We start from the raw sequence: 25,130 nt of genomic DNA on the forward strand, positions 1-25,130 counted from the left end.
CTTTACTGATAACTATCAATCCACTCCAAAACTCGATTCCACGCCCACCACGGATCGGGATCGGCAAAATGCTGCTGACAGGTGCGATCGCTCATGTAGTTGACGTGTCCGCCGTAGCGAGTTAACAGTAGATCGAGCTGAGGATTGCGATCGCACGCTGCTTGCAAGTCTGGCACGATTGTTGGATCGAACATTGGATCGTTAGCAGCATAAATAATCAGTGTCGGTTTTTGTAACTGCGGCAATATATGCAAACCGCTACTTGCCTCGTAATAAGCTTCTACCGAAGGAAACCCCAATTTCTCAATTACCAATTCGTTATCGAAGCCCCAAATACTATTAGCTTTTTCTATCGCAGTAGGATCGATCGCGCCTGGATGTGCTTCGTAGATCTGCCATGCCAATTTTTTCAACTGCTTGGCGATCGCTTGTTCCAACTTTCTCCCCAATGGGTGCTTTACCAAATAAGATAGCGACCGATTTGAATCCAAACTCGGACAAATCACCGCCGCCCCAGCAATGTCCTGCGGGATTAGGGAGTGGGGTGAGTGGCTAGTGGCTAGTTGCTGGTGACTGGTGGCTAGAATTGCTTCCTTGTCCTCCTTGTCCTCCTTATCTCCCTTGTCCTCTTCTCCCCGACTCCCGTACGGGCGGGTTTCCAAACCCGCCCCTACTGACTCCTGACTCCCGAATTTTAGAGCCTGCGCTGCTTTCACTCCCCACAAAGCCAATTGCCCGCCGAGGGAAAAGCCTGTAAACCAAAATGGTGCGGGACAACCCATTGCTTTTGCTTGAGCGGCGATGCAAACAAAATCTTCTCCTTCATATAACCCATCAGAAGTTAAAGTTGGCGATAACTGAGCTGTTTTACCGTGCGCCCGCCAGTCAAATAGCACTACAGCATAGCCTTGAGCAAAAGCTTTGCGTCCTAAAAGTCTTAAAAACCACTGATTTTCTAAAGTACCTGTAATACCATAAGTCCCAACGATCGTGGCTTTGGGATTTTCAGGAATTGCTACCCAACCAAAGATTGGTACTTCCCCAGCACCGTGAAAAATAACTGCTTCATAATTCGGCTCTGGGTGGCTAGTCGTTTTTTCCCAGTCTTTGCTTGCCCAAAGCGCAGTGTAAACTGTCATGGCTAAGCCATTGCGCAACCACCAAGGCGGCGTAAAGTTAGAATTCAATTTTCCTCGATGCATTTCAGTTATCAGTGATCGGTTGTCAGTTGTCAGCGAACTCTTACCTCTTGTCTATCGCCTCTTACCTCTCAAACTCGGCGATCGCATTCAATTTTCATCACTTTGTTACAACATTCACCACATGAGCGATAGCTAATCTTTAGAATCATCCGTATAATCAGTACAGCAATCTTTGTATCTGCCCAAGGTTCTTATTGTTCATTAACATTTGTTAATCTGATTTAATAATAATGGCACGAATACTTGTAATTGATGACGATCCAGCAATCTCCGAATTGGTTGCCGTGAACTTAGAAATGGCTGGCTACGATGTCAGTCAAGCAGAAGACGGAATTAAGGGACAGGCTCTCGCACTCCAGTTGCAGCCAGACTTAATTATGCTCGATCTGATGCTACCTAGAGTAGACGGCTTTACAGTTTGCCAGCGTTTGCGGCGCGACGAACGGACGGCTGAAATTCCCGTACTCATGCTCACAGCCCTTAGCCAAACTCAAGATAAGGTTGAAGGTTTCAATGCAGGCGCAGATGACTATTTGACGAAACCATTTGAAGTTGAAGAAATGCTAGCTCGCGTCCGTGCGTTACTTCGGCGTACCGATCGCATCCCTCAAGCAGCCAAGCATAGCGAGATCCTCAACTACGGTCCTCTAACTCTGGTTCCAGAGCGTTTTGAAGCTATCTGGTTTACTGAAACTGTCAAATTGACCCACCTAGAATTTGAGTTACTCCACTGCTTGCTTCAGCGTCACGGACAGACTGTTTCGCCTAGCGACATTCTCAAGGAAGTCTGGGGATACGATCCTGACGATGATATTGAAACTATTCGCGTCCACATTCGCCACCTCCGAACCAAGCTAGAACCAGATCCCCGCCACCCTCGTTATATTAAAACTGTTTATGGTGCGGGCTACTGCTTGGAACTACCTAGCGTAGAGCAAGTAGAGGAAGTAGCTGTAGCTCACGGGAGCAGTCACGAATAAGTCCATATTTTTACAAAAATAGCTAGAGTTAACTTTGATTGTTTGCTCTAGTTTTCAGGAGAAATGCAGTTGTTTTCATCTGCATTTGCTTACTTTTCTGATATTATGTTTTTTATAATAGAAATATAGTCCGATTTTTTAAAACTGATACTACTTTTAATCTTGAATTAAAAAAATAATAACTTAAGAAATAAAAATAAGCAATCCTGCTCAAAGCATTCTCAAAATATTTATCGCCCCATCATATGTAGAGACGTTACATGTAACGTCTCTACAGAAAAATGTTGGTAAATCAATTAGAATTGCTACGCATTGTCTAACGTAAGCAAAAAAAATGTAAGGACGCGCATCTATCTGTACGCCCTTACAAATCAAAAACCGATCGCCCCAATTAAGGAGCCAAAGCATTACCCCGAATTAGACTACCAATCGTTTTAGCAGTAATCTTCAACTGAGTGATGGGATTAGCTGGAACCACAGTTTTGTAGAGATAGCTATCGAACGTTAGCTTTTGTACGTCTAAATCGGCGCACATCTCCACGAATGCCTCGCGAGTTGCATCGGAACGGTAGAAAACAGTTTGCAAAATGTCTAACACCTTGTACGTTATGCCGTACTTCCGATCCCAACGCTTGAGATAAACCTTGAGGTCATCTTCTGTAGGAATGCGGCTACCGCCTTGGGAAAACTCCACAATCGTTTCGGCACACATCCGCCCAGATTTAGCAGCGAAGTAAATTCCTTCACCTGATGATTTCGTGACGTAACCAGCAGCATCGCCAATGAGCGCAATTCTGCCAACAACGCGACGGGGACGGGGATGTTCGGGGATGGGGTGCGCCTCAACTTTAATGATTTGACCCCCAGCCAATTTTCTCGCTGCACGGGCGCGAATACCAGCTTGCAGCTGCTTGATGCTGGCTTTGTTGACCTGCATCGTCCCCGTACCTACGGCTACGTGGTCGTATTTCGGGAATACCCAAGCGTAGAAATCGGTAGAAACGTCGTTACCAACGTACATTTCCGCCATATCTTGGTAATACGCCATTTTATCTTGAGGCAAACGGATGCGCTCTTGAAATGCGATCGCGAAGTTGTAGTCCCCCGCGTCCATTTCTTTAGCAATCCGAGAATTTGCCCCATCCGCACCGATAACCAAATCCACCTTCAAAGTTTTGGCAACACCTTGCGTCCCACCTTCTGAGTGGTCTACATAGTGGATGGTATAGGGTTCTTTACTATTTGTCGGAAAATCAAGTTTATGAACTGTGGCATTAATTAAAATTGCGCCCAACTGCGCCGCCCGATTGCGCAGGAATCCATCCAGCACTTCGCGGCGACACATTCCAATATATTCGTCTTCATTAACCAAATTGATATCCACCTCGCGGTTAGAGGGGGAAATCATCTTCATCCGTCGTACCTGACGGTCAATAATTTCTGGTGGGAGGTCAAACTCGCTCACCATGCATAGAGGAATCGCACCGCCACAAGGCTTGGCATTATCCAGCTTGCGTTCAATTAGGTAAGTCTCGATGCCAGCTTTGGCTAGGACTTCTGCGGCGGAGGAACCTGCTGGACCCGAACCAACGACAGCAACCCGTAGAGTCAAAGTTTTTCTCCCAAACTTCAAATCGCTAAAAATGCATCGTATCACGGTCTTTTGCCCGAATTGGCGACTGTGGCAGCAGATCGGGCAAATTTGCAACAGAGCTTAAAACTTTTGTAAATATATTTAATGTCTTTTGAGCTGGCTTTGTGTATGTCAGTTATTAGGGAGCAGGAAGCAGGGAGCAATTCAAAATTCAAAATTCAAAATTCAAAATTCAAAATTCAAAATTCACACCCCACACCCTACACCCTACACCCCACACCCCTTCTTCACGCACCACGCACCACGTACCACGCATCACTCATCATATTCCACACCAAGTGCGATCGCGCACTACTGTTGCAAGAGCGGGTAGTCGTGCGCCGCGATCGCTGATTAAGCTAAACTTAAGAATTTAAACAAATCCAGAAACCTAGTATAGTTTGAGTCTGAACACTTAATATCGAAGTCTAAAAATCGCCTAAATGCCTTGAAATGAACGCATAATGGAATTTTTTACGATTCTTCTGTCTGGCATACTTGGTTTAGTGACTCCGGCAGGGTTAGTTGTAGATCGAACGGCAGAAAATGCTATTCGCTCTCAATTGCAACACGCAGAGCGGCTAGAAGTGCGAGTAGACAATGCGCCTAGTTACCAACTTCTACAAGGTAAGGTGGAAAGGGTGCGCTTAGCTGGACGAGGCTTAAGGCTAAAGCAGCAGAATATCCGTATTGCTGGGTTAGAACTAGAAACCGATCCGATTGATGTCGAGCCGCGCAGTCTAGGAAAGCAAAAGCTCAAATTACGGCGATCGCTCCATGCAGGAGTGCATTTGCTGCTAGAGCAATCAGACCTCAACCAAGCCTTACCCACCTTGATTGCGCAAATTCAGGCATTTGTGATTCCAGAGTTGGGGGGCGATCGCTCTGAGTCTACCTCTAACTATAAGTTTGTCAATCCACGACTAGAACTACTAGCCAACAATCGTTTGCGCTTTCAAGTCCAACTAGCCGCAGAGGATGACGACGAGCCACTGGCAATTGTAGCTGAGTCAGGATTAGCGGTAAAAGGGGGGCGACAAATTCAACTAGTTCAACCAACAGTTACCGTCGATCGAGAAGCAGTCGCTCAGAATATCGTAGACGAAATCGCCATGAATCTCAGCCAAGAACTCGATTTCCGTCGCCTGGAAGTGTACGGACTGCAAGTGAGAATCTTACAATTAAAAGTAGCAGCCCAAAAATTAGATCTGGTGACTTTTGTGCGCGTCGATCCGTCTTCCTCTTTGTTGCAGAATCCTTCATTGCAGAATTCTAAGTTATAGACTCAGCTAATATATAATTTGCTAATTTGCCTCCTCATCTCACCGATCTCGCGTCCACCCAAGGAGAACTATCCCTATGGTTAAACAACAACAAAATCGCCGAATTCCAGTTAGCGGCTTAGTTGCAGGAATTGCGGCAGTAGCAGTGACAGCAGGAGGCGGCGCAGCTTGGTGGCACTGGCAATCGAACCAAAAACCAACTCGACCAATTGCGCCACCAATTAGCGGGATTCAAGAAGCGCCAAAGCAGCAAACTCCACCAGTCGCACAACAACAGGTAGAAGTCTTTTGGCTCAAGGGAAGTGGAGTACGACAGCAGCTGGTTGCGACTACAGCCACCACAACGGCTGACATTAAAAAACAGCCTACGGCTGCTCTAAAAACTGCTTTTGATAACTTACTCTCTGGTCCAAAAGATGGATCTGTCAGTACTACCATTCCCCGAGGAACAACACTGCGGGATCTAAAGGTGGAGAAAGATGGAATTCACGTCAATTTATCAGAAGATTTCACCGCTGGTGGCGGTAGTACTGCTATGACAGGGCGAGTAGCACAGGTGATTTACACGGCAACAAGTCTCGATCCAAGTGCCAAAGTTTGGATTGAGGTGGAAGGAGAGCCGCTGGAAGTTTTAGGCGGCGAAGGCTTAGAGTTAGAGCAACCGCTGACGCGCCAAAGTTTAGGAGAAAACTTTACACTTTAGCCTGCTACATTTGATAAGAATTATGAAATTAGCAGCGATCGAGAGATCGAGCGATCGCTGGCAGCAAACTGTGGCATAGTTAACCCCTCAACGTTTTCCATTTCCATTGAGTACCCGAAATTGGCGGGCTTGATGTTCGACTCGGGTAGCAAGTCGATGACAGACAAGATTCCATAATTGGAAGATCATGTCATCCTCAACGCGGTAGTAGGCGGAAGTGCCTTCACTACGGCGACTGAGAATGCCTGCCTGCCACATGATTTTTAAATGTTTGGAAACGTTGGCTTGGCTAGTCTGAGTTGCATCCACCAATTCTTGAACGCACTTTTCACCATCGCGTAACAGGCTGAGCAGCCGTAGGCGCATTGGTTCGCTTAACAAGCTGAAATACTCTGCTACTTGTTGCATAACCTCTGGAGGTACAGGCTTGGTTAATTTCATTAGAACTGACCCGTAGAAAGATGTCGCAAGATAGTTGGCAGTGATGCCAAATAGTTAACTGGTAATTAAAGTAGTTAACCATTAATCGGGGTTTATGCGCATCAGTGGCTGTCCGTATTCCACTGGTTCGCCATTTTGTACCAAAATTTCCATGACTTGTCCAGATACTTCGGCTTCAATTTCGTTCATCAGCTTCATCGCCTCGATAATACAGACAGTTTGACCGGATCTAATGCGATCGCCAACTTCTACAAATGGCGGTTCGCCTGGAGCAGGAGCGCGATAAAAAGTTCCTACCATAGGAGAAGGAATTTCTGCAAACTTTTGTTCTACGGGTGCTGACGCAGCCATCGAGACTGTGGTGGAATTAATCGCAGTAGAATCAACTCGGCGAGAAACTGAATCCATGCCAGCAGGCATTTTAGCAGAATCGAAGTGTAACTCCGTTGTACTTAGGTTACTGCTGTCTCCTGCTACAGCGGATGCAGGTGCAGCACTTTGACTACCCGTACCCTTACGTACTGTCAGTTCAAATTCCTGAGTTTTTAGGGTGAGTTCCTCAATTTCAGTTCGATCCAACGCCAACAAGAGTTGACGTATTTCATTTAAATCCAGTGACACAGCAAATCCCTCTTCAATGTCATTTGTCATCAGTCATCAGTCATTTGTTGTCATTCCACTCATGACACATGACAAATGACAAATGACTCCTAAAAGCAATCATTCTCCCCGACCGAGATAAGTATCGTTACGGGTATCGATCCGAATGCGTTCCCCTTGAGAAATAAATAAAGGAACCATAACAGTAGCGCCAGTCTCGACAACAGCAGGCTTAGTACCACCCGTAGCCGTGTCACCGCGCACGCCAGGATCGGTTTGCACGACTTCTAGCACGACAGAATTAGGCAATTCTACTTCCAACACTTGCTCGTCCCAGCGGACGACATTCACTTCCATGCCATCTTTGAGGTACTTGACGCGATCGCCAATTTGTGCTGCCGTCAATCGCGCTTCCTCGTAGGTTTCCATCTCCATAAAGACGAAATCATCGCCGTCTTTATAGGTATGTTGCATCGTACTCTTTTCTAGAGTGGCTTGGGGAACTGTTTCACCAGCACGGAAGGTTCGTTCCACTACGCTACCAGACTGGACGTTTTTTAACTTTGTCCGCACAAAAGCCGAGCCTTTCCCTGGCTTTACATGAAGGAATTCCACCACCCGCCAAACAGATCCATCTAGGACAATACTTACGCCTGGTCGAAAGTCATTACTAGAAATCATGGAACAATAGACTCACTCATCGTGCAGGACAATCGGCAATCTATTTTACCTCCTTTGTGTCGGGTTAGAGATTAGGGGTGAGGGATTAGGCATTTCACGCACCACTCTGTATGGCAAAATGACGATCGGGTCTCACTAAGTTATGCGCGAAGTTATGCGCGAAGATCGCGTTGCGCGTATCCGCGCCCTGCCATCGCCGCAGTGCGATGGAGAGCAAAAATTCCTCGCAGCATACCCCTTATCAGAGCTAGATCATGACAAAATTTTGCCAACGCTGGCTAAAAAATATTTCGATCGCAATTAGTATGATTGCGTTTTGTTGGAGCCTAAGTGCAGCAGCCTGGACTCCTACCTCCTACGCTGCACTACCAGCAGGAAATGCCATCACTGATGGTAAAGCTCTGTTGCGTTACGCCTTGCCAATTGACAACCAACCCGTCAGGCAACTGCAAGCAAGTTTAGAAGATATTGCCAATCAACTGCGAGCCAACCGCCGTTGGGGTGCGATCGCTAACGACCTCAAAGGCGCTTCTAGGGCAATCTCTAATCCTGAAAAAATTCTGAGTAGCGTTCCCGCAGAGCGCCAGCCTCAAGCAGAAAAGATAATTGCTCAAATTAAAGATGGCATTCCCAAACTTCAAGCAGCAACAGATAAGAAAGATAAAGAAAATATCTGGGTCGAACGCGCTAACATACTCAATTTAGTTAGCGAGTTAGAAGAGTTGATGGTCAAAGAATTTCCCTATGAAGTCCCCGCTCAATACTCTAACTTGCCTCAACTCAAAGGACGGGCAACAATCGCATTTAAAACCAATAAAGGTGACATTACTGTGGTTGTAGACGGCTACAGCGCCCCCGTCACCGCAGGTAATTTTGTCGATCTCGTTCAACGGGGCTTCTACAACGGATTAGAATTCATCCGTGCTGAAGATTCCTACGTTTTGCAAACAGGCGATCCCCCTGGTAAAGATCAAGGATTTATCGACCCCAATACGGGTAAGTACCGCGCCGTTCCTTTAGAAATTCTAGTCAAAGGCGATTCGGAACCTACATACGGCGTAACATTAGAGCAAGCCGGTCGTTACACTGACGAACCAGTATTGCCCTTTTCTGCCTACGGTGCAGTCGCAATGGCAAGACCGGAATTTGAGCCTGACGGTGGTTCTTCCCAATTTTTCTTCTTTTTGTTTGAGCCAGAACTAACTCCAGCCGGACGTAACTTACTAGACGGGCGCTACTCTGTCTTTGGTTATGTCACCGAGGGTAAAGAAGTCCTAGAAAAGCTGAAAGCAGGTGACAAAATCGAATCAGCTAAAGTCATCCAGGGTGCAGACAAATTAGTTCAACCCCAAGTAGCATAACTAGGGAGTAGGGATTTGTAGGGGCGGGTTTAACAGATATGCCTAAAGACAAACAAAAAATTCAGCTAAACCCGCCCGCAGAAGAGCCAGTGGAAAAGAGGGCTGAGGGGGCTGAGGGAGCTGAGGGAGCTGAGGAAGCCCAAGGAGCCCAGGGAGCTGAGGGAGAAAAAACACTTACCACGTACCACGACGCGGCTCCAATGCGGAGGAAACCTCCGCTTCCGCCCGCTTCACCACGCACCGCTCTTTCCCGACTCCCGACTCCCGACTCCCGTACGGGCGGGTTTGGCAACCCGCCCCTACCGACTCCCGACTCCCGACTCCCGACTTCCCACAAACTATCAACCCAAATCGAAGCAATTCTTTACTTAAAAGGCAAACCGCTATCAGTCGCAGAAATTGCCGAATACGCCCAGTGCGATCGCCCTACGGCTGAAGAAGGACTGATCGAACTGATTGAAGACTACGCCCGTCGCGACAGCGCCTTAGAGGTTGTCGAAACACCTACAGGTTACAGCCTGCAACTGCGCTCTGGTTTTCAAAACTTGGTACAGAGGTTAATTCCTCTCGAACTTGGAGTCGGGGCTTTACGCACGTTAGCAGCGATCGCCCTTCACAGCCCAATTGCTCAAAATCAACTCGTCGAGCTGCGCGGCTCTAGTGCTTACCAACACGTTCAAGAATTGGTAGAACAAGGATTCGTCCGCAAACGCCGCCAGTCAGATTCTCGCTCCTCCCTACTTCAATTAACCGAAAAATTTCATCAATACTTCCAAGTCGAACAACTACCGCAACTTCTGGGGCAGGAACGCAAGCAATCTAAGTATCAGCAGCTAGAGTTGGCTGACGATTTAGAAGATAGCTGAGGGGATTGAAAGTAATTTATCTCGTTGAGCAAACATCAGGACTAGGGCAAATATCTCTTTTCTCTAGCTTGTTTCAGGTAAAATCGCTCGATTCTGCGGTTGTTAATCTCATTTTGCCGATTGTTACTAGTTTTTTACTATCTTGCTCTATTCTGAGGACGTAAACTCTCTATTCGATCCTCAAAACATCTGATACAATTTATTTAATGAATCAGTAAAAAAAATTAATATTTTAGTCCGCAAGGTTTGCCTGCAACAGGTCTAGCTCTAGCTGAGAAAACACCGAAACGCGAGTGTTGGATCTAGAGATCGGGATTAGTTGACGTACCAAAAATGGTTCTAGCTCTTACCCAGGCAGGAAAGTTTGACCGAGCGGTAAAGCAAACCGCATTCCCAGCGCAGGTAAAGAAAATGAGTTGCCATAGCGTGAAAGCTACAATAGCTAAATGTTAGCACTTAGTTATTAGTTTTTAGTATAGAAAAATCCTCAATCCCATAGATTCGATACTACAGCAACAAGACACTGCTTATGACCTTTAATCCTGACTTTTTGAGCGATCGCGAAGAAACGCAAGCTAACTCATTGTTGAAATATCTCCAACAGCAATCGCCGGAAATTCTAGCCCGCGTTGCTAAGTCTGTCAGCCCAGACATTCAACAAATCATCTCCCAAAACGTCCAAGGGCTGGTAGGAATGTTACCTTCAGAGCAATTCAACGTGAAAATCGTGACCGATCGCGAGAATCTAGCAGGAATTTTAGCATCAGCCATGATGACAGGATATTTTCTGCGGCAAATGGAACAAAGAATGCAGCTAGAAAATTTAGCTGATGCCGCTACCTCGCCTCAAGAGTCTAATGGTGGAGATTAAGCGCTGATAGCCTAACTGAGTTCGTCGGCGGGATAAGCGCCTGGTTTGACATGAAAAGTCTGAATCGCACCCTGGCGATTGACTTCTAGTGTCAAAGTTGTTCCCAAGGTCGTTGATTCCACCTGTTCTTGAACTTGTAACGATTTAGCTACCGTCTTGCCGTTGATTTTTTGAATCACGTCTCCCGCCCGCAGCCCAGCTTGAGCCGCCGGAGATTTAGCGATCGCGCGCACGATGAGTACGCCAGAATCGATTTCAACCTTTAAATCGGTTTCCTGAGCGATTTCAGTTTTTGATGCGGGGGTTAAATCGATCATTTGAATCCCCAAAAAAGGATGGCTAATGCGTCCTTTGCTAAATAACTGATTGGCAACGCGGGCAGCAGTTTCAATGGGAATGGCAAAACCGAGTCCTTGAGCATCGGTACGAATTGCCGTGTTGACACCCACGATCTCCCCTTCAGTATTTAATAAGGGTCCGCCAGAATTACCAGGATTGATTGCCGCATCAGTTTGAATAAATGTAACGCGCTTATCCGGTACGCCAACTTGGGCGCTCGTGCGGTCGGTAGCGCTGATAATGCCAATCGTGACGGTGTTATCCAAGCCTAAAGGATTGCCGATCGCGATCGCCCACTGCCCGGGAATTAAATTTTTTGAGTTACCGAGCTTGACTCGCGGCAAATTACGAGCGTTAATTTTGACAACAGCAACATCCGTGACCGGATCGACACCGACAACTTTGCCCTCAAATGTGCGACCGTCTTTCAACGTGACTTGAACCGTTCTTGCCTCGGAGACGACATGGGCATTGGTCAATAACCGACCGTCAGGACTGAGAATAAATCCAGAACCAGTCCCGCGTTCGATTCTTTCGTCGGGGATCGGTTTCTGTCCGCCAAAAAAGCGGCGGAATAGAGGATTGTTAAATGCTTCGGGTAATTGATTGGCAACTTTACGGGTCGCATTAATTCTCACGACAGCTGGTCCCACTTGCTGGACGGCAGTAGCGATAAAATTGCGATCGCTTGCGACTGCTAATCCTCCCACTGACGGTGTTTGTCCTCCTGAAGTAGTTGGTGGTACGGCAACAGAAATCGTGTTTGGTTGGGGAGAGAAGTGCAAATCGACATAGCGACTGCCCCAAAAACCAGCACTGCCACCCAAGACAAGTAAAGTAGAAGAGAAAGCCAGTGTTTTTAACGACAAACCCATAAATTTTGCGCCTATAGCCAGAAACGTAGATGCTAATTACTAAGTGCGATCGAGCAATAGCCTTACACGCCTTCCACCTTAAGATTTCGTGCTGGAGGCTACTCCTACTAGCAACACTTTTAGAATGTGTTATTCCAATAATGGCTCAAGCCAATCCGAACGGCACTAGTCAGACGACAACTTGTCCCCCAGCTGCTTTATCTCGCCTAATTCGCCATTCAGTCAAACCAGGCGATACTTTAGACAGCATAGCTCGACAATACAATCTTATTCCAGCTACTCTGATCGGAATGAATCCCATTTTGCAAAGTCGTAATCTGCCAAAGGGAAAGTTGCCAGTTGGCAGTAAGATAGTTATTCCTCCCTATAACGGCATCAAAGTCAATGCCACGCCAGGAGAAACATGGCAGCAGCTAGCCGAAAGGTATCAAGTTCGTTCTGATGTCTTGTTTGAAGCCAACGGCTGTCAACCAGTTGCCAAAGAGGTTTTCGTTCCTGGGGTGAACTGGTCGCCCCAGCCGCCTTCTAATACTGCCAAAGGGATTCTAACAGAGTATCCTTTGCCAAAAGCAGCGACAGTAGCTTTGGCTTATGGCTGGCAGTTGAATGCCAGTACGGGAAAAGTTTTCTTTCACAGTGGTTTAGACTTAGAAGCTGCTGTTGGAACCCCCGTGAAAGCAGTAGGGGCGGGAACTGTGGCTTTTGCTGGCGAACAAGGGGCTTATGGCAATTTAGTCGTCATTAACCACCAAGAGGGTAAACAAAGCCGTTACGCTCAACTGAGAGATCTAAAAGTTAAAGCTGGTCAAACTGTAAAATCGGGGCAGGTAATAGGGGCAGTAGGGACTACAGGTAGTCCTACATCTACTCAACCTCACCTACATTTTGAAATCCGCTACGCTTCTGATTTAGGCTGGGTAGCAGAAGATCCGACAGCGTATTTAAAGGTAGCAAAACGTTAAGTAAGTCAAAAGTCAAAAGTTAAAAGTTAAAACGAAACAAACTCAATAATTTTGCAGTGAAGGCGATCGGTTTATTTTTAATTTTGCGGTAATCTCAGAAATATTTAAGAAGCATTCCGACCAGCAATTTTGGTACTTTCTAGAACCTAACCAATACATTTTTATATGTTAAACGCTTTGAAGCGGTGGGATTCAGTTCTAACCCTAAAATAGAAACCGTAGCATATTCAAATGGCGATCGCGTTCAAAACTTTATTCTAATTCTGCACGCTACCGAGTGGGAGGGAAGTCTAGCTTGTTTGGATGGGGAATCGTTGGCATTAGATTTTTTTGATTTGAAGCATTTGCCTCCTTTAATGTTAACAGATATGCCCATATTCAAAAAATTTCAAGAATACAAGCGCAGTGGCAAATTTCAATTATTTTAAGCAATTTATTTTCCAACCGATCGCATGTGTTGTAGCACCTGGCGAACTGGATCTGCTGTCACTTTATCGGTAATCTCAACCGCACCAATTTGGGTAGGTAAAATAAACCTTACTTTCCCGTCTTTCACTTTTTTGTCAGTTTGCAAAGCATCTATAATTGCTTCAATATCTATCCCTGTTGGTAACTGTGTAGGCAAACCAGCTTTCTGAATCAATGCATCTTGACGAATAGCATCTTCAGAGGAAAGCATTCCTAGTGCTACAGCAATTTGAGCAGCGGCTACCATTCCTATCGCTACAGCTTCCCCGTGATTGACGACACGATAACCAGTCAAACTTTCTACAGCATGACCGATAGTATGACCGTAATTAAGAATTGCTCGCAGTCCTGCTTCTTTTTCGTCCTTGCTCACCACATCAGCTTTTGCTTGACAAGAACGGTTGAGAATATTCTGAAGTAAATCTGCACCCAAATAGCGCATTTGATCTAGGCGCTTACTCTGTTCCATTTGGACAAATAACTCTGCATCCCAAATCACACCATATTTGATTACCTCTGCCATTCCCGCGCGAAATTCTCTTGCAGGGAGAGTTTGCAGGACTTGCGGATCGATGAGAACCAATCTTGGTTGATGAAATGCCCCAATCAAATTTTTGCCTTGAGGGTGATTCACGCCAGTTTTCCCGCCAATGGCTGCATCTACCATTGCTAGTAGAGAAGTAGGAACTTGAACGAAATTAACTCCTCGCAGCCACGTAGCAGCGGCAAAACCCGTCATATCGCCAATCACACCACCACCCAAAGCTACCAAGGTTGAAGACCGTTCTAAGCGCTTTTCTAGGGCTGCATTGTAGATTTTTTGAACTGAAGTGAGAGTTTTATATTGTTCTCCAGCTGGAAGAATACAGCTAGTGGCATCAAAACCAGCCGCTTGCAAAGAAGCGATCGCCCTTTCCCCATACTGTTTGAAAATCGCTGGGTTAGAAACCAGCAAAACCTTTTTCCCCAGGTTGAGTTCGCTCATCAACTCACCTAGACGATCCAATCCTGGCGCTGCGATCGCGATCTTATAAGCCTGCTGGGGAATATTTACGTCAATTACATGCATATCAGTTATGAGGGAGCAGGGAAGCAGAGGGGCGGAGGGGCAACTACCAATTACCAATTACCAATTACCAACTACCAATCGTCTGTAGGCTGTATTCTATCTCAATAAATGTTTCAATAGTTTTAGTTATTTTTGGGAAAATTACAGAAATGTTGGGAGTTATTGCTTACATCGGCTTTTTAGGTGGATTCTTCGCTCTGGCTGTAGGTTTATTATTCGGTCTGCGAGCTGCCAAGATCATCTAAATCTAAATCCATGACCATAAAGCGATCGCCTCTTTACTCAAGATAGTAAAGAGGCGATCGCATAGTGGTGTATTGAAGTTATTAGCTTTCTGGTTTTTGCTGTGCTGGGGCAACTTGGGCATTAACGCTCACTTGCTGTACCCCTTTAATCTCCCTCGCCAATGGCTCAATGCGATCGAGTTGCTCTTGAGTCGGTACTGTACCTGAAACTTTCACGGCTCCGTCTTCAGCTTCAACCGCTAATTGACTTGCAGGTAAATTTGCCTCTAACTTGCTACGGACTTCGCTTTCCAAATCTGCGTCAGCTCGTTGAGCATCTCCCCCAGTAGCGTTGTTGCGCTGCTCTCTAGCTCTAATATCAGCGTCTAACTGCTTTCTGCGAATTTCATCAGTGGCATCCTCTTGATTCTGCTTAGCAGTTTCGGTGTCAGCTACCTCACCAGTTTGATTAGCTGAATTAGGAGCTTCGGTACTGGTTTTTTCTACACCCGCTTCACACCCAAATGCACCAAGGGCAATAAAGCCACCTAGTAATAATGGAAATAATCTTTTCATTTCTCAGTCTCTCAATGGAAAGTAGTTCAAACAATTTGATTGAGTAACTGTTGACAGTTAACGGTTAACATTCAGCCGTCAACTGTCAACCGCAACGCTTATAGAGTCGAGTCGCGTTTATCAACGATGATGACTTTAGGGTCGTTAGGATCGACTACACCTGAATCGTAATTGGTACGCCGAGTATCGGAGTCAATGACATCATCCCCACGAACGGTGTCGCGGGTGTCTGTGGCAGCATATTCGCTCCGGCGAGGAGTATCGGCATCGGGTGCATCGTAAATCCCCCATTCTTGAATCCCACGATGATGCAGAACTGACTCAGCTCGACGAATTTCGTCTTCCGTACCGTCTACGAAAATTAGGTAATCTCCTCGGGAGAGTCTATCGTTGTAAACTTTGGCGCGTTCTTCAGGAATGCCTAAACCAACCAACGCACCCGCAAGACCTCCTGCTGCTGCACCAATAGCACCACCTGAAAGTGCGGTAGCTATGGTTGTTGCTGTTGCACCCGCAAGCATAACTGGACCAATTCCAGGGATCGCTAAAGCGCCTAAACCAACTAAAAGACCGCCAATTCCCCCAATAGCGCCACCAGTTAATGCTCCGGCAGCTGCGCCTTCGTCAGCTTTATTGCCAACATTCTTCTTTACATCTGCACCAGCAATATTATCGATCCGGTCTGCGTTCTTGGATACTACGTTCACGTTATCCATCGGAAAACCAGATTCCCGTAATTGATTAAGTGCGGTTTCTGCATCGTGACGGCTGGTAAATGCACCTACAGCACGCTTTCTACGATATAGCGATCTATCTGCCGTAGGCGTGACAGTTCCGGGCGCGACCGTACCTGGTGCATAATCTGCGGTTGGAGTCATCCCTGGCATATATCCAGCACTGTAACCAACTGGCATTCCTGTAGCGGCAGGAGTATAGTCGGCAGTTGTGCCTGTAGAGCTGCTCCCCATAGACATAGCAGAGGGCGTTGTATCGACATCGCGAGCGTCGTACACGCCATATTCCTCAATCCCACGATGGTTGAGAATTGCTTCTGCTCTGGCAATTTCTTCATCGGAGCCTTTGACAATCACGAGATAATCGCCTCGATCGACGCGATCGCTATAAACTTGAGCGCGTTCTTCTGGAATTCCCAAACCGATTAAAGCACCAACAAGACCACCCGCAGCCGCACCGATCGCACCACCTGCTACTGTAGTCGTCAAAACTGTAGCTAACTCCCCAGCTACCATAATGGGACCGACTCCAGGAATTGCCAAAGCTCCTAGACCCACGAGTAAACCGGTTATACCTCCCAAAGTTCCACCCGTGAGCGCTCCGGCGGTTGCACCTTCATCGGCTTTGTTGCCAGCTTGGTTTTTATCTTGAACGTTTACGCCAGCAACATCGGCTTTGCGGTCTGCATCTTGGGCAATAATCGTAACTTTGTGCATGGGAAATCCCGCACTTTTTAGCTCCCCGATCGCAGTTTCCGCATCGTGGCGATTGGCAAACACACCGACAGCTCGCTTGTGTTGACCTACTGCCATTTTCTTACCCCCTATTTTTAGGTATCAACAATATTTCTGGCACAAACACAAATTTTTGTTATTTTTGGTATTCGTGCTATGTATTTATATTTTTCACTTTTATAGCTGTTTTTTCCTCAGTCCGAAGTTGGAATCATGGCTCTATCAATGGGGAGGTTATATTAGAGTCTACTTATATAACTAAAGATGGGGACGATCGCTGCTAAACTTACTTTTTAATAAAAACAACCTGGGCGATCTTAACAACTTTGTTTATTGCAGATTTTAGCTAAAAAGCTTCGACCAAAATTATTTGTCTTCAAAATTATCATTTTGACTTTTTTCTACCTGATTTATTTAACTTTTTTAAAAATGGATGTCGCAATCTTTTCGATTGCGTGTATTTTTAGAAATAGACTTATCTAAAAATCGTGTAATTTTTTTGTGGCTTAACTACAGGCAAATAATATTTTTTCTGGCGTAATGCTGGTTTTAAATGAACTCGATCTTCTGAACAATCCTTTGAGAGTCAAAAGTGAATTTCTACTGTTTGGAAAAACGCGATCGCGACCCGCGTGCGAAGCCTTGCGAGTTAAGTGTCAATCTGCTCCTGTCACTCATAGTTTTCAACTTCACTCCCTGAGCTGGAGCATTCGCATTTAATTTCAGATTTAGTCTTCGAGCGAATTCGTTGAGTATCGTATTTAAATATACCAAGTCTAACAATCTAGACAACTGCGCCTCAAGTAGTAGCTGTCTTTACTGCATCAATTTTCTTTTTAACTAGCATCTCTGCACTCAAACTGTGACAAGTGTTACTAGACTAGTGTTACTAGACTATAGATAAATAAAATAGCAGTAGTTGAAAATTAATTAGTTTGGCAATATAAAAAAAGAATTGTAAATTTTACTTTCACCAACGATCTCCAACTAACAGTTAATTACCGCTCGTTAATACCTAACCGTGGTTAAATGAATCCCTCTCTAGATAGGTATTTTTTAGAGAGAAAGTCCATTATCTTCAGAATGAATTTTCACTCGCTGGCAGGGTAGGATATAATTCCCTGTCATTTATTTACTATCCTGGCGCGATCGCTGCCTGCTCGAACAGACATGGTACACATGGAACGGCTACTACACTTATTTGCTGCTGCGCCAGCCGCTGAAAGCATTACTAAAGAACCGATAGTTCCATTTTTAATTCTGCTGTTAGTCATCTTATTCGTACCGCTGCTATTTGAGCGCTTCTTGAAAGTGCCAGGATTAGTCGGATTGCTAGCAGCAGGGGTAGTGCTGGGTCCCCAAGGGTTACGGGTACTAGAGCGGGGAGCGCCACCAATGGATTTGCTGCCAGAAATCGGGTTAGTTTATCTGATGTTTGTGGCAGGCTTAGAAATTGACATGGAGCAATTTCGGCAAACACGGAATCGCTCGTTAACTTTTGGTAGCTTTACTTTCTTAGTTCCCCTAATTATGGGCACAGTAGTAGGGCTAATTTTCTTTCCTGGTAAATGGAACACTTCTATCCTCATTGGTTCCCTGTTTGCTTCTCACACCTTGCTGGCATATCCGATCGTCAGCCGCTTGGGAGTCGTGAAAAATGAAGCTGTCACCGTTACGATTGGGGCGACTATCTTCACCGATATTGGTGCGTTGTTAGTACTAGCCATTTGTGTAGCTATTCATCAGGGCGATTTCTCTGCTACCCGATTAGCCACTTTAATTGGCTCTTTGGTCATCTATTCAGTCGTAGTTTTGTTTGGATTCGATCGCGCAGGTAAAGAATTTTTCAAGCGTTCGGGCGACGATCAGGGCAATCAGTTTTTATTTGTCTTATTAGCAGTGTTTCTTGCCGCAGTGGGCGCTCAATTAATTGGCGTAGAAAAGATTGTCGGCGCTTTCCTGGCTGGCTTGGCGGTGAACGATGCTGTTGGAGAAGGACCAGTCAAAGAAAAAGTGCTGTTTGTCGGCAGCGTCTTGTTTATTCCAATTTTCTTTGTCAGCCTTGGATTGCTGATTGATATTCCCGCTTTCATTGCCAGCATTAACTCCATCACGCTAACTTTAGCTATTGTCACTGGTCTGATCGTTAGTAAGTTTTTAGCAGCATATTTTGCCAAACTGATTTATCGCTACAAGTGGAATGAAATGCTGACCATGTGGTCTTTATCAGTGCCACAGGTAGGAGCAACTCTAGCAGCTACGCTAGTAGGTTACGAGGCAGGATTGTTGACTAAAGAGGTGTTAAACAGCGTCATCGTATTGTTACTCGTAACCGCAACTCTCGGACCACTAGTCACGAGTCGGGTAGCCCCTACCTTGATCGATGCTTCCCAAGAATTAGAACCAGAGCCAGTATCGCCTTATTGGAGTACAGGAGAAACGGCAACACACCCATTTGGTGTCTTGGTTCCCGTTTATAACCCGAAGACAGAGCAATACTTAATTGAAATGGCAGCTTTACTCGCTCGCCAAGCTCAGGGTAGAATCCTTCCTCTAGCAATCGCCAAAGCTACCGCTCATATGGATGCACCCCAATTAGAAGCAGCCTTTAAACGCGGCGATACCCTACTAGAAAATGCCACCAACTTAAGCCGCGAACTAGGAGTAGAAGCAGAACCTTTATTAAGGATTGACGATGCGATCGCTCAAGGAATTAGTCGCGCTGCCAAAGAGCAACACGCTAGTTTAATTGTCATGGGCTGGGGACAACGCACTGGTTTACGCGCCCGCTTATTTGGTAATGTCATCGATAGCGTTTTATGGGCAGCTCACTGTCCGGTAGCTGTCAGCCGCTTACTCAAATCGCCCAAAGAATTTAGACAAATCTTAGTCCCAGTAGAGAATATTACACCGCAAGCGGTTAGCGTCCTGAGATTTGTCAGTTTGTTAGCCGCAGCAAATGGAGCGCATATTGTTTTGTTACACATCTGCGATCGCAATACAACTCCAGGCAGAGTCGCTTGGATCCGATCGCAACTCTCTCTGTTGGTTGATAAGCTGGCTTTACCAGACCACCCAGAAATTCGCATTAAACCTCACCCTAACGTCACTCAAGCAATTCTAGAAGTAGCCAAAGACTGCGATCTCGTCGTCATACGTTCCACTAGGCGACGAACGAGTGCTGGCGGTTTAACAATCGCCGACACGACAACCCAGTTGATCGGAGCGATCGCTTGTTCGTTGATCATGCTAGGCGAACCACAACCAGCCAGCTTTTCAGCGAGTAGCGAGCAGCAAGCAGTGAGGGGCTAGTGGCTGGTGGCTGGTGGATAGTCGATAGTTGGATTGACACATGACATTAGCCGAACTCGATCCTCTGCCCAAAGGCATTTGAGCAGCAGAATCTTGAACTAACCTTGTGTATCATTACAGCTAGTGGCTAGTAGTAGAATTCTTCATCTAGTCACTAGTCACCAGCCACTAGTCACTCTCTTGCTGATACCTGACAACTGGTAGCGTATAGCACATAAATACCACAAATTTTATAAAGATTATTTTTAGATTTCGTGAATTTTGTCCTACTATCATGGTTTTTGTAACTAGCGATCGTTAGTTTTTGTTTAACTTAGGGAATAATCAACTAAGCATGTGTGTTGGTATGCTCGACTTTTCCGTTCGGCACTGCCAATCGAACTTCTGTATGCACGATTGCATCACAGATCGTTTGTCACAGAAGCACAGTTCTGATAAAAATACTTAACGAGTCTAGTTAAGACTGCTGTAACTAACAAGAAAATCTATGAGAATTTTGGTCACTGGCGGCGCTGGATTTATAGGTTCTCACCTGATCGACCGATTAATGGCACAGGGACATGAAGTTATCTGCCTAGACAACTTCTACACCGGACACAAGCGTAACATCTTGAAATGGATGGATCATCCCTATTTTGAATTAATCCGTCACGACATCACCGAACCAATTCGCCTAGAAGTTGACCAAGTTTATCACCTGGCTTGTCCTGCGTCTCCCGTTCACTACCAATTCAACCCAGTTAAAACCGTCAAAACTAATGTGATGGGAACGTTGAATATGCTAGGACTGGCAAAGCGGGTCAAAGCAAGATTTCTGCTAGCTTCTACATCAGAAGTCTATGGCGATCCAGAAATCCACCCGCAAACCGAAGAGTATCGCGGGAACGTCAATCCAATTGGCATTCGCTCTTGTTATGACGAAGGCAAGCGCATTGCTGAAACTCTCGCCTTTGATTACCATCGACAAAACGATGTCGATATTCGCGTGGCACGGATCTTTAACACCTACGGTCCCCGCATGTTAGAAAACGATGGACGAGTTGTGAGTAACCTAGTCGTACAAGCCTTGAAGAATATGCCGATGACGGTGTATGGTGATGGTTCTCAAACTCGCAGTTTTTGCTACGTGTCTGACTTGGTAGAAGGATTAATGCGATTGATGAATGGAGAGCAAATTGGTCCTGTCAATCTAGGCAATCCAGACGAGTATACCATTCTAGAACTAGCTGAAGCAGTTCGCCATCTGGTAAACCCTCAAGCAGAAATTAAATTTGCGCCCCTTCCACAAGACGATCCGCGCCGTCGCCGCCCAGATATTACCCGTGCTAAAACCTGGCTGGGCTGGGAACCAACTTTGCCTCTATCAGAAGGATTAAAACTGACAGTAGAAGATTTTCGGCAGCGCTTGCAGCAACCCCAGCCAACAACTTACAGCGAGGCGGGAATTGCTAGTAATTCCTAGTAACTATTTGTCTAGCTAGGAGAAGGGGCGATCGCTCATATCTGCATCGTTCGCACTCCATACCCAAGCTCACATCTTAAACTTCTATCACCCATACACCGTTGAGGACAAAAGTATATGCGTGTTTGCGTCATTGGTACAGGCTATGTCGGTTTAGTTACGGGTGCTTGCTTAGCTCACATCGGACACCATGTCATCTGCGTGGACAACAATGAAGAGAAAGTCAAGCTCATGAAAGCCGGACAGTCTCCGATTTTTGAACCAGGGCTGTCCGAGATCATGACAGGAGCAATGCAGGCAGGGACGTTAGAGTTTACCACAGACATCGGTGGCGGAGTGGCACATGGGGAGATCTTATTTATTGCCGTAGGCACTCCACCGCTACCAACTGGAGAAAGCGATACTCGCTATGTTGAGGCTGTAGCCCGCAGCATTGGCGCTCATTTGGATGGTGGTTATAAAGTAATTGTCAACAAGTCTACAGTGCCAATCGGCTCTGGTGACTGGGTACGAATGATCGTTCTCGATGGCATTGTCGAACGCCAGAAGGTGTTAGTTGGCGCTGGTGGTGGCGAAGTCACGACTTTGGAAAGCGTCCCTGCATTTGATGTCGTAAGCAATCCTGAGTTTTTGCGTGAAGGTTGCGCCGTATACGATACTTTTAACCCCGATCGCATTGTTTTGGGTGGTAGCAGCTCCAAAGCGATCGCCATGATGCAAGAGCTGTACGCTCCAATTATCGAGCGCCAGTACGCCGAAGACAAGTCTTTACCCCCCGTACCAGTTCTCGCCACCGATATTAGTTCGGCAGAGATGATTAAGTATGCAGCAAACGCATTTTTAGCCACTAAAATTAGCTTTATTAACGAAGTTGCCAATATTTGCGATCGCGTCGGTGCAGATGTGACCCAAGTTGCTAAAGGTATCGGTTTAGATTCCCGCATTGGTAATAAGTTCTTGCAAGCAGGCATTGGTTGGGGTGGTTCCTGCTTTCCCAAAGATGTTTCAGCGCTGATTCATACTGCTGATGACTACGGCTACGATACTCATCTGCTCAAAGCTGCTGTGAGCGTTAACCAGCGCCAGCGTTTAATTGCAGTAGAAAAACTCCAGCAGGTACTCAAGATCCTCAAAGGGAAAACAGTCGGACTATTGGGACTGACATTTAAACCCGATACTGATGATATGCGCGATGCTCCTGCTCTCAATTTAATCGAGCATCTCAACCGCTTAGGAGCAAAGGTAAAAGCCTACGATCCCATTGTTGCCCAATCTGGAATGCGTCACGGGCTAACGGGTGTTTTGGTTGAAACAGATCCCGAACGCCTTGCCGATGGCTGCGATGCTCTAGTCCTCGTCACTGATTGGCAGCAATTCCGCAATCTCGACTACAACAAGATGGCATCGTTGATGACTAACCCCGTCATGATTGACGGTCGTAACTACCTCGATCGCGAAGCTCTACAACAAGCTGGATTCTACTACGTTGGCGTAGGACGCTAAAACAATAGAGCGTGTAGAGCTAGTCTACACGCTCTATTGTTTTCCTGGTACGCGCTCGATCTGAGCGTAGCCGCTAAAAACTAACAACTTGCCTTTAGTTTCTAGGCGGTTTAGCCGCATGGTAACGCCATCTAAGTCGAAGCGATCGAGATCGACCATATTATTCAGAATTTCTGCCAAAGCTCGTGCTAAAGCCAGAGAAGTCTCTCGTTGAGATTCTGGTAGCGTTTCTACTTCAAATTTAGGGTTTTGAAATTGTACTCGTCGCCGCCGTTCAATACCTAAAGTTGCTGTGAGGCTAACTGGTACTAATTCCTCTTGAGATAAGTCTGCCTTAGCCCAGATCTTAATTTCATTCTCCGGCAATAACTCTACCCGAACTTCCTGAAACGAGACTGGCTTGCCACCAGATAATTCAGTCAAACTAGGTAAAGTCAAATTGAGCAGGCGTTTTTTCACCAGTTCTGCTTCAAACGCCCTGTTAATTCCTTCTTCTGATAGCGTCACTTGAGCTACAGCTTGAGTCGGTTGTTTGAGGGCAAGTTTACCACCTAGAACAGAGCTGAAATCTATCGCTACAGCATCCGTCTCAAACGACATCTCCTCTGCCCAAAATTCACGCCGGATCAGCAAACCGCGACCGCTCATCTTGAAGCTATCAATGCTACCTTGCAAGAGTTTACTCGAAGGATAACAACGAACGGCAACTTCTACCGACTCACTTTGTGTAAATAAGTGACGAATTGTCTTGCTGGCAACAGTGTTGAGCATTTGCTCGCCCCAATCAGTGCCAGTAGGATTAGTAAAACCAGTTAATCCGCCAAACATAAGTTTACGCGATTGTAGAAGTTATCCATACTCTCCTTTTGTAACAAAATGTGAACGAGCTAGCAAGGTTTGCACCATAGGTAATACTAATCATTTGAGGAAAGTAAACTAATCATTCCCGCAGCCAGTATAAGTTACAGCGATTTTATGCTACTCTAAAATAGAGAGTAGATTCGGTAGTTGTGTTTGTGTTTGCTAATTCAGATGCTCCTCCGAACCGTCATCTCGACAACGATTCGGACTCAGGAGAGAGTAGGAATGTCCATATATGTAGGTAACTTGTCATATGACGTTACCCAAGAAGATTTGACTAAGGTATTTGCCGATTACGGCACTGTGACACGAGTACAGCTACCTATAGACCGAGAAAGCGGTCGTCCGCGTGGCTTTGGTTTCGTTGAAATGGAAACAGAAGACGCAGAAGAAGCTGCTATTTCGGAGCTAGATGGTGCTAGATGGATGGGACGAGTGCTGAAGGTAAATAAAGCCAAGCCACGCGAGGAAGGTGGTAGTAGAACTAGCAACAGTAGAGGTAGCTATAACCGCCGCGAATCTTCTAGAAGCTACTAGAAAAAGTCAAAAGTTAAAAGTCAAAAGTCAAAACTGAAGGGATAGAAGTATGGTAAGGTGGGCAATACCGACTCGCTGCTTAGACTTCTAGTATCTATTCTTTTGAGTCAAGACAAGATACGCAAGTTAGTTTGCATTTCAGAAGCTGAAGGAGAGAAATATCTTCCCTTCAGTCTTTTGTATTGGTTTTTTTTGTAGGAATTGGCGATCGCTGCTCCTATCTTCACCATCAGACAGAAGAAATTCACGTAGTGGACTGCCATTGTGAAAAGAACTGTCGCAGAGGACTGAAAATGGAAGCGAAACAACTTCGCACGCAGCGCAACCCTTTAATTGCATCTGGAATTATCCTTGGGTTGGGAACTGGCGGACTATTTGATGGTATATTGCTCCATCAAATCTTGCAATGGCATCATATGCTCAGCAGCGTTCGACCGACTGTCACTGTTGCAGAAATGAAAGTTAACATGGTGTGGGATGGCTTTTTCGATGCTGCTACGTGGATATTAACTTTACTAGGAATATTTTTACTCTGGCGGGCAGGCGAACAAAAAGACGTGTTTTGGTCGGGCAAAACTTTTTTTGGTGCTTTGTTGCTAGGCGTAGGATTGTTCGACTTCTTTGAGGGATTAATCGACCATCAAATTCTCGGCATTCACCATGTCAAACCAGGGACTAATGAGTTAATTTGGGATATCAGTTTTCTCGTTCTAGGCGCTATCTTAGCGATCGCAGGGTGGATACTGATAAAGTCTGAAGAAAAGGTAATTGGTAATGGGTAATGGGTAAGTCAAAAGTCAAAAATTACTCTTTCCTCTCACCTCCCCGACTCCCGACTCCCAACTCCCGACT

General features: G+C 45.9%; 27 protein-coding genes. 17 read left to right on the plus strand and 10 right to left on the minus strand.

Annotation, left to right across the window (positions count from 1 at the left end; genetic code table 11):
- Nucleotides 1–2: 2 nt before the first annotated feature.
- Nucleotides 3–1,202 carry a YheT family hydrolase gene (locus CHRO_RS19335; protein ID WP_015155909.1) on the minus strand — a complete coding sequence of 400 codons (1,200 nt, stop codon included), beginning with the start codon at nt 1,200–1,202 and terminating at the stop codon, nt 3–5.
- Between CHRO_RS19335 and CHRO_RS32600 the strand changes: the two genes are divergently transcribed.
- Entirely contained in the window at nt 1,138–1,338 is a 201-nt protein-coding gene (locus CHRO_RS32600) for a hypothetical protein (protein ID WP_181245495.1), read from the plus strand. The two genes, CHRO_RS19335 and CHRO_RS32600, sit on opposite strands and share 65 nt — an antisense overlap.
- A gap of 94 nt (nt 1,339–1,432) precedes the next feature.
- A complete protein-coding gene (locus CHRO_RS19340) occupies nt 1,433–2,182 on the plus strand; it encodes a response regulator transcription factor (RefSeq protein ID WP_015155910.1) in 750 nt (249 codons plus the stop codon).
- 391 nt (nt 2,183–2,573) lie between these two features.
- Here the strand turns inward: CHRO_RS19340 and chlP are convergent, their stop codons facing one another.
- Nucleotides 2,574–3,794, minus strand: a complete 1,221-nt coding sequence (chlP, locus tag CHRO_RS19345) for a geranylgeranyl reductase (protein WP_015155911.1) — start codon at nt 3,792–3,794, stop codon at nt 2,574–2,576.
- A 126-nt stretch (nt 3,795–3,920) separates the two neighbouring features.
- On the opposite strand from chlP, the gene CHRO_RS32605 reads away from it, so the two are divergent.
- The 3 genes from CHRO_RS32605 (at nt 3,921) to CHRO_RS19355 (ending at nt 5,801) form a co-directional block, all read left to right on the plus strand.
- A complete protein-coding gene (locus CHRO_RS32605; RefSeq protein ID WP_181824204.1) occupies nt 3,921–4,169 on the plus strand; it encodes a hypothetical protein in 249 nt (82 codons plus the stop codon).
- 110 nt (nt 4,170–4,279) lie between these two features.
- Nucleotides 4,280–5,098, plus strand: a complete 819-nt coding sequence (locus CHRO_RS19350) for an LmeA family phospholipid-binding protein (protein ID WP_015155912.1) — start codon at nt 4,280–4,282, stop codon at nt 5,096–5,098.
- A gap of 76 nt (nt 5,099–5,174) precedes the next feature.
- Nucleotides 5,175–5,801: a GerMN domain-containing protein gene (locus CHRO_RS19355; RefSeq protein WP_015155913.1), complete on the plus strand. Its 627-nt coding sequence runs from the start codon at nt 5,175–5,177 to the stop codon at nt 5,799–5,801.
- Between the two features lie 87 nt (nt 5,802–5,888).
- On the opposite strand, the gene CHRO_RS19360 is transcribed toward CHRO_RS19355, so the two are convergent.
- The 3 genes from CHRO_RS19360 to efp form a co-directional block, all read right to left on the minus strand.
- On the minus strand, nt 5,889–6,242 hold the full coding sequence (locus CHRO_RS19360; RefSeq protein WP_015155914.1) for an ArsR/SmtB family transcription factor: 354 nt from the start codon (nt 6,240–6,242) through the stop codon (nt 5,889–5,891).
- Between the two features lie 81 nt (nt 6,243–6,323).
- The gene (accB, locus tag CHRO_RS19365) at nt 6,324–6,893 is read right to left on the minus strand and encodes an acetyl-CoA carboxylase biotin carboxyl carrier protein (protein ID WP_015155915.1); all 570 of its coding nucleotides are present in this window, start codon (nt 6,891–6,893) and stop codon (nt 6,324–6,326) included.
- A gap of 69 nt (nt 6,894–6,962) precedes the next feature.
- Complete coding sequence (gene efp, locus CHRO_RS19370) at nt 6,963–7,523, minus strand: elongation factor P (protein ID WP_015155916.1); 561 nt, start codon at nt 7,521–7,523, stop codon at nt 6,963–6,965.
- A 142-nt stretch (nt 7,524–7,665) separates the two neighbouring features.
- Between efp and CHRO_RS32610 the strand changes: the two genes are divergently transcribed.
- From CHRO_RS32610 to CHRO_RS19385, 4 genes are all read left to right on the plus strand, one after another.
- Nucleotides 7,666–7,827, plus strand: a complete 162-nt coding sequence (locus CHRO_RS32610) for a hypothetical protein (protein ID WP_015155917.1) — start codon at nt 7,666–7,668, stop codon at nt 7,825–7,827.
- Nucleotides 7,778–8,884, plus strand: a complete 1,107-nt coding sequence (locus tag CHRO_RS19375) for a peptidylprolyl isomerase (protein WP_015155918.1) — start codon at nt 7,778–7,780, stop codon at nt 8,882–8,884. Before CHRO_RS32610 ends, CHRO_RS19375 begins: the two co-directional genes overlap by 50 nt.
- A 350-nt stretch (nt 8,885–9,234) precedes the next feature.
- Nucleotides 9,235–9,750, plus strand: a complete 516-nt coding sequence (gene scpB, locus CHRO_RS34870; protein ID WP_041463315.1) for an SMC-Scp complex subunit ScpB — start codon at nt 9,235–9,237, stop codon at nt 9,748–9,750.
- A gap of 529 nt (nt 9,751–10,279) precedes the next feature.
- A complete protein-coding gene (locus tag CHRO_RS19385) occupies nt 10,280–10,621 on the plus strand; it encodes a DUF760 domain-containing protein (protein WP_015155920.1) in 342 nt (113 codons plus the stop codon).
- An 11-nt stretch (nt 10,622–10,632) separates the two neighbouring features.
- Here the strand turns inward: CHRO_RS19385 and CHRO_RS19390 are convergent, their stop codons facing one another.
- Nucleotides 10,633–11,835, minus strand: coding sequence for an HhoA/HhoB/HtrA family serine endopeptidase (locus CHRO_RS19390; protein WP_015155921.1), 1,203 nt, complete (start codon nt 11,833–11,835; stop codon nt 10,633–10,635).
- 140 nt (nt 11,836–11,975) lie between these two features.
- Here CHRO_RS19390 and CHRO_RS19395 point away from each other — a divergent pair, with 140 nt between their 5' ends.
- Together CHRO_RS19395 and CHRO_RS19400 are read left to right on the plus strand one after the other, a co-directional pair.
- Nucleotides 11,976–12,797, plus strand: coding sequence for a peptidoglycan DD-metalloendopeptidase family protein (locus tag CHRO_RS19395; RefSeq protein ID WP_015155922.1), 822 nt, complete (start codon nt 11,976–11,978; stop codon nt 12,795–12,797).
- Between the two features lie 185 nt (nt 12,798–12,982).
- A complete protein-coding gene (locus tag CHRO_RS19400) occupies nt 12,983–13,225 on the plus strand; it encodes an NUDIX hydrolase (protein WP_041462547.1) in 243 nt (80 codons plus the stop codon).
- Between the two features lie 5 nt (nt 13,226–13,230).
- Here the strand turns inward: CHRO_RS19400 and aroB are convergent, their stop codons facing one another.
- Nucleotides 13,231–14,334 carry a 3-dehydroquinate synthase gene (gene aroB / locus CHRO_RS19405; protein WP_015155923.1) on the minus strand — a complete coding sequence of 368 codons (1,104 nt, stop codon included), beginning with the start codon at nt 14,332–14,334 and terminating at the stop codon, nt 13,231–13,233.
- Nucleotides 14,335–14,483: 149 nt separating this feature from the next.
- Between aroB and petL the strand changes: the two genes are divergently transcribed.
- Complete coding sequence (gene petL, locus CHRO_RS19410) at nt 14,484–14,579, plus strand: cytochrome b6-f complex subunit PetL (RefSeq protein WP_015155924.1); 96 nt, start codon at nt 14,484–14,486, stop codon at nt 14,577–14,579.
- Nucleotides 14,580–14,660: 81 nt separating this feature from the next.
- Here the strand turns inward: petL and CHRO_RS19415 are convergent, their stop codons facing one another.
- On the minus strand, nt 14,661–15,134 hold the full coding sequence (locus CHRO_RS19415; RefSeq protein WP_015155925.1) for a BON domain-containing protein: 474 nt from the start codon (nt 15,132–15,134) through the stop codon (nt 14,661–14,663).
- A 98-nt stretch (nt 15,135–15,232) separates the two neighbouring features.
- On the minus strand, nt 15,233–16,681 hold the full coding sequence (locus CHRO_RS19420) for a general stress protein (RefSeq protein WP_015155926.1): 1,449 nt from the start codon (nt 16,679–16,681) through the stop codon (nt 15,233–15,235).
- Nucleotides 16,682–17,782: 1,101 nt separating this feature from the next.
- Between CHRO_RS19420 and CHRO_RS19430 the strand changes: the two genes are divergently transcribed.
- The 3 genes from CHRO_RS19430 (at nt 17,783) to CHRO_RS19440 (ending at nt 22,880) form a co-directional block, all read left to right on the plus strand.
- Nucleotides 17,783–19,915 (plus strand): cation:proton antiporter domain-containing protein, encoded by a 2,133-nt coding sequence (locus CHRO_RS19430; protein ID WP_041462549.1) that lies wholly within the window; start codon nt 17,783–17,785, stop codon nt 19,913–19,915.
- Nucleotides 19,916–20,402: 487 nt separating this feature from the next.
- Nucleotides 20,403–21,377 carry a UDP-glucuronic acid decarboxylase family protein gene (locus CHRO_RS19435; RefSeq protein WP_015155928.1) on the plus strand — a complete coding sequence of 325 codons (975 nt, stop codon included), beginning with the start codon at nt 20,403–20,405 and terminating at the stop codon, nt 21,375–21,377.
- 117 nt (nt 21,378–21,494) lie between these two features.
- Nucleotides 21,495–22,880, plus strand: a complete 1,386-nt coding sequence (locus tag CHRO_RS19440; protein ID WP_015155929.1) for a UDP-glucose dehydrogenase family protein — start codon at nt 21,495–21,497, stop codon at nt 22,878–22,880.
- A 33-nt stretch (nt 22,881–22,913) separates the two neighbouring features.
- Here the strand turns inward: CHRO_RS19440 and CHRO_RS19445 are convergent, their stop codons facing one another.
- Nucleotides 22,914–23,708: an LmeA family phospholipid-binding protein gene (locus CHRO_RS19445; RefSeq protein ID WP_015155930.1), complete on the minus strand. Its 795-nt coding sequence runs from the start codon at nt 23,706–23,708 to the stop codon at nt 22,914–22,916.
- A gap of 258 nt (nt 23,709–23,966) precedes the next feature.
- Here CHRO_RS19445 and CHRO_RS19450 point away from each other — a divergent pair, with 258 nt between their 5' ends.
- Nucleotides 23,967–24,278, plus strand: coding sequence for an RNA recognition motif domain-containing protein (locus CHRO_RS19450; protein WP_015155931.1), 312 nt, complete (start codon nt 23,967–23,969; stop codon nt 24,276–24,278).
- 293 nt (nt 24,279–24,571) lie between these two features.
- Entirely contained in the window at nt 24,572–25,060 is a 489-nt protein-coding gene (locus CHRO_RS19455) for a DUF2243 domain-containing protein (protein ID WP_015155932.1), read from the plus strand.
- Nucleotides 25,061–25,130 lie beyond the last annotated feature (70 nt).

The organism is Chroococcidiopsis thermalis PCC 7203 (assembly GCF_000317125.1).
Taxonomy (GTDB): Bacteria; Cyanobacteriota; Cyanobacteriia; order Cyanobacteriales; family Chroococcidiopsidaceae; genus Chroococcidiopsis; species Chroococcidiopsis thermalis.

Bases quoted from the DNA above. Each gene is read 5' to 3' on its own strand.
- CHRO_RS32600 (WP_181245495.1), top strand. From the start codon at position 1,138: ATGGCTAAGCCATTGCGCAACCACCAAGGCGGCGTAAAGTTAGAATTC.
- CHRO_RS19335 (WP_015155909.1), bottom strand. From the start codon at position 1,202: ATGCATCGAGGAAAATTGAATTCTAACTTTACGCCGCCTTGGTGGTTG.
- CHRO_RS19340 (WP_015155910.1), top strand. From the start codon at position 1,433: ATGGCACGAATACTTGTAATTGATGACGATCCAGCAATCTCCGAATTG.
- CHRO_RS32605 (WP_181824204.1), top strand. From the start codon at position 3,921: ATGTCTTTTGAGCTGGCTTTGTGTATGTCAGTTATTAGGGAGCAGGAA.
- CHRO_RS19350 (WP_015155912.1), top strand. From the start codon at position 4,280: ATGGAATTTTTTACGATTCTTCTGTCTGGCATACTTGGTTTAGTGACT.
- CHRO_RS19355 (WP_015155913.1), top strand. From the start codon at position 5,175: ATGGTTAAACAACAACAAAATCGCCGAATTCCAGTTAGCGGCTTAGTT.
- CHRO_RS19360 (WP_015155914.1), bottom strand. From the start codon at position 6,242: ATGAAATTAACCAAGCCTGTACCTCCAGAGGTTATGCAACAAGTAGCA.
- accB (WP_015155915.1), bottom strand. From the start codon at position 6,893: ATGACAAATGACATTGAAGAGGGATTTGCTGTGTCACTGGATTTAAAT.
- efp (WP_015155916.1), bottom strand. From the start codon at position 7,523: ATGATTTCTAGTAATGACTTTCGACCAGGCGTAAGTATTGTCCTAGAT.
- CHRO_RS32610 (WP_015155917.1), top strand. From the start codon at position 7,666: ATGCGCGAAGTTATGCGCGAAGATCGCGTTGCGCGTATCCGCGCCCTG.
- CHRO_RS19375 (WP_015155918.1), top strand. From the start codon at position 7,778: ATGACAAAATTTTGCCAACGCTGGCTAAAAAATATTTCGATCGCAATT.
- CHRO_RS19385 (WP_015155920.1), top strand. From the start codon at position 10,280: ATGACCTTTAATCCTGACTTTTTGAGCGATCGCGAAGAAACGCAAGCT.
- CHRO_RS19390 (WP_015155921.1), bottom strand. From the start codon at position 11,835: ATGGGTTTGTCGTTAAAAACACTGGCTTTCTCTTCTACTTTACTTGTC.
- CHRO_RS19395 (WP_015155922.1), top strand. From the start codon at position 11,976: ATGGCTCAAGCCAATCCGAACGGCACTAGTCAGACGACAACTTGTCCC.
- aroB (WP_015155923.1), bottom strand. From the start codon at position 14,334: ATGCATGTAATTGACGTAAATATTCCCCAGCAGGCTTATAAGATCGCG.
- petL (WP_015155924.1), top strand. From the start codon at position 14,484: ATGTTGGGAGTTATTGCTTACATCGGCTTTTTAGGTGGATTCTTCGCT.
- CHRO_RS19415 (WP_015155925.1), bottom strand. From the start codon at position 15,134: ATGAAAAGATTATTTCCATTATTACTAGGTGGCTTTATTGCCCTTGGT.
- CHRO_RS19420 (WP_015155926.1), bottom strand. From the start codon at position 16,681: ATGGCAGTAGGTCAACACAAGCGAGCTGTCGGTGTGTTTGCCAATCGC.
- CHRO_RS19430 (WP_041462549.1), top strand. From the start codon at position 17,783: ATGGAACGGCTACTACACTTATTTGCTGCTGCGCCAGCCGCTGAAAGC.
- CHRO_RS19435 (WP_015155928.1), top strand. From the start codon at position 20,403: ATGAGAATTTTGGTCACTGGCGGCGCTGGATTTATAGGTTCTCACCTG.
- CHRO_RS19440 (WP_015155929.1), top strand. From the start codon at position 21,495: ATGCGTGTTTGCGTCATTGGTACAGGCTATGTCGGTTTAGTTACGGGT.
- CHRO_RS19445 (WP_015155930.1), bottom strand. From the start codon at position 23,708: ATGTTTGGCGGATTAACTGGTTTTACTAATCCTACTGGCACTGATTGG.
- CHRO_RS19450 (WP_015155931.1), top strand. From the start codon at position 23,967: ATGTCCATATATGTAGGTAACTTGTCATATGACGTTACCCAAGAAGAT.
- CHRO_RS19455 (WP_015155932.1), top strand. From the start codon at position 24,572: ATGGAAGCGAAACAACTTCGCACGCAGCGCAACCCTTTAATTGCATCT.